Origin of the sequence: Bergeriella denitrificans NBRC 102155, assembly GCF_001592185.1 — a bacterium.
GTDB lineage: Bacteria > Pseudomonadota > Gammaproteobacteria > Burkholderiales > Neisseriaceae > Neisseria > Neisseria denitrificans.
This window is the reverse complement of the sequence record NZ_BCWL01000222.1, coordinates 1-3101: the sequence shown is the minus strand read 5'-3', so window position 1 is coordinate 3101 and position 3101 is coordinate 1. Positions and strand designations below refer to the sequence as shown.

The 3101-nt window shown below is 57.7% G+C and carries 2 protein-coding genes; both read left to right on the top strand.

All coding sequences use genetic code 11. The features are described 5' to 3' along the window. The first annotated feature begins 116 nt into the window (after positions 1 to 116). Positions 117 to 1433: a DUF445 domain-containing protein gene (locus tag BDE01S_RS09435; RefSeq protein ID WP_066080737.1), complete on the top strand. Its 1317-nt coding sequence runs from the start codon at positions 117 to 119 to the stop codon at positions 1431 to 1433. Positions 1434 to 1779: 346 nt separating this feature from the next. After that, positions 1780 to 3003, top strand: coding sequence for a sugar MFS transporter (locus tag BDE01S_RS09430; protein WP_082790461.1), 1224 nt, complete (start codon positions 1780 to 1782; stop codon positions 3001 to 3003). Positions 3004 to 3101: the final 98 nt, after the last annotated feature.

The following is a 3101-nucleotide window of genomic DNA, read 5'->3' as shown; positions in this document are numbered from 1 at the left end:
ATAGTCGGGCAACACAGGCTGCCCGCCGTAAGCTGTATCCATGACATCAATCGGCGGCAGCAGCTAATCATGCTTTTTAATAACAGCCCTTCCCCGCTCCGGTATCGAAACCCGCCATGCACACTTTATCTTCCGAAGCCCGCGCCCGCGAAGCCCGCCGGCGTCTGCGTACCGCCCGCCGCCTGGCCGGCGGCCTTTTGCTGGCGGCTGCGCTGCTGTTTGCCGTTGCCGCTTATTACCGCCCGCACTACGCTTGGTTGGGCTATGTCAAAGCCTTTGCCGAAGCGGCCATGGTCGGTGCGCTGGCCGACTGGTTTGCCGTAACCGCATTATTCAGACGGCCTTTCGGCCTGCCCATTCCGCACACGGCCATTCTGCCGCGCAAGCAGGCGCGGATTGCGGAGGAGCTGGGGCGCTTTATCGGCCACCATTTTCTGCAGGAAAAACCGATTGCTTTGCGCGTTTACCGCATGAAGTCGTCTGAAAAACTGCTGGCCGCTTTGGCCGGCGACGATATGCGCCGCCGCTGGCTGCCTGCGGCGGCACGCCGTCTGCCGATGCTGCTGGCGACCGCCAAACCCGAGCAGGCGGCGCGTTTTGCCGCCATGATGCTGTCGCAACGCTACACCGGCGAAAAAATCGGCCGGGCGCTGGCCGACGGCTTGCGGCTGCTTAAAGCCCACGGTCTGCGCGAGGCATTTTTCAACAGTTTAATCCAGCAACTGCGCCGCTGGCTGCAGCAGCCCGATACGCGCGACATGCTGGAGCAGCATCTGCGCGAGTGGGCGGCGAAAATCGAAGGCGATGCGCCCAGTGCGTGGGACAAACTCAAAGCAGCGATGAAAAGCACGCTGGTGGAAAAAGTGGACGATTGGGCTGCCGCCAAAGCGCTGGAATGGGCAGAGAGCTATCTGGAAGCCGCCGCAGCGGGCGGCGACAGCGTCCTACGCCGCCGCTTCGACGATCAATACGATTTACTGGCCGAGCGTTTGGCGACTTCAAAAGCCTGGCACAAGCGTTTGGAAGCGGCCAAACGGCATATCGCCGCGTCGCCCGAGCTGCTGCGCGTCTTGGAAAACACCTGGCGCGGCCTGCCGGAATGGGCGGAAGAAGACCTTGCCCGCCAACCTTCCCTGATTGAAGCGCAGCTGCACAAGCTGCTGGACCATATGCTGGCACAAGCAGCGGCTTATCCGCAGTTTATGCGCCGCGTCGATGTCCGTATCGCGCTGGCGGCGCGTGCATTGGTTACGCGCTACCGCGACCGCGCAGCGCAGTTTGTGGCCGACAAAGTCAAAAGCTGGGACAGCGACGAGATGGTGGAAAAGCTGGAATTAAGCGTCGGCCGCGATTTGCAGTATATCCGCATCAACGGCACGCTGGTCGGCGGCCTGGTCGGACTGGTGATTTATTCGGTTTCGCAGCTGATTTAAGGCCGCAAAGGCCGTCTGAAAACGGCGCGTCGGCGGATATTGCGATGCATCAACCAAACTGTTTGAAAATTACATACTCTGCGCTTCCCTACCCGCCGCCGCTTGCCCGCGCTGCCGTATTTCCCGCCCGATTGCGTCCGCAGCGGCGCTTTCCGCCTGTAATTTTATATCTTGCAAAAACGCCGAATATCAGTATCATGGCAAATGTTTGCGTTAACGTCAGTTAAGCACATTGTTTGATTTGCAATAAATTAAAGTATGGTCGAAGAACACAAGAATGAGACAAGGCCGCAAGCTGCGGCAAGGCCGTATCATTCTGCGTTCAATGACTATAGAAAGGCGCTTCATGTCCCAAACTACCCAACAGCAAAACCACAGCTCCGCGCTGGTGGTATTAAGCTCGCTGTTTTTCATGATGGGTTTCATTACCTGCATGAACGACATCCTGATTCCGCACCTGAAAGCCATTTTCGACCTCACTTATGTGCAGGCGATGCTGATTCAGTTCTGCTTCTTTACCGCCTATGCCATCATGTCGATTCCCATGGGCCATCTGGTGGAAAAAATCGGCTATAAAAACGGCGTCATCGGCGGCTTTTTGCTGACTGCCGTAGGCTGCATCCTGTTTTACCCCGCTGCGGGCAGCCACTCTTACGCCATTTTCCTGGGCGCACTGTTTATCCTGGCTTCTGGCGTGACCCTGATGCAGGTGGCGGGCAACCCGTATGTGACCCTGCTCTCTAAGCCCGGCAAAGAATCCGCCACCCTGACGCTGGCTCAGGCATTCAACTCTTTGGGTACGACCATCGCCCCGCAAATCGGCGCCTTCCTGATTTTGGCCGACGCCACCCAGTCTGCCAGCAAAGCCGAGCAGATTTCTTCCGTGCAAATCCCCTATTTGGGCTTGGCCGGCTTGCTGATTATTCTGGCCGTGGTCGTGAAAATGATTAAGCTGCCGGACGCGCGCAAAATCGCTCATGCGGAAACCGAACACAACCACGACGGTAAAACCAGCGTATGGCAATACAAACATCTGGTCTTCGGCGCAGCGGCCATTTTCTGCTACGTCGGCGCAGAAGTATCCATCGGCTCGCTGCTGGTAAACGTCATGGGCGAGCTCAAAGGCCTCGACCACGCCGCCGGCGCGAAGCTGCTGTCGGTTTACTGGGGCGGCGCGATGATCGGCCGCTTCCTCGGCTCGGCCGCCATGTCCAAAATCGCACCCAACAAATACCTGGCCTTTAACGCCACCGCCGCCGTTGCGCTGCTGCTGGTTGCCATTTTGGCGACCGATGCCGACGTAGCCATCTGGTCGCTGCTGGCCATCGGCTTTTTCAACGCCATCATGTTCCCGACCATCTTCTCGCTGGCCACCAAAGGCTTGGGCAAATTCACCAGCACCGCCTCCGGCGTGGTGTGTACCGCAATTGTCGGCGGCGCGATTGTGCCGGTGATTCAAGGCTGGGCAGCCGATACTTACGGCCTGATGGTGTCCTTCGTGGTATCCGCCATCTGCTACGTTTACATCGTATTCTTTGCCGTACAGGGCTATAAGGCCGACGAAGCCTAAGTATGACCCTTATGAACAAAAAGCCGTCTGAAAATTCGTTTTCAGACGGCTTTTTTTCGGCATCTTGCCGCCTTGTCTCATTCTATATTCTTCGACTA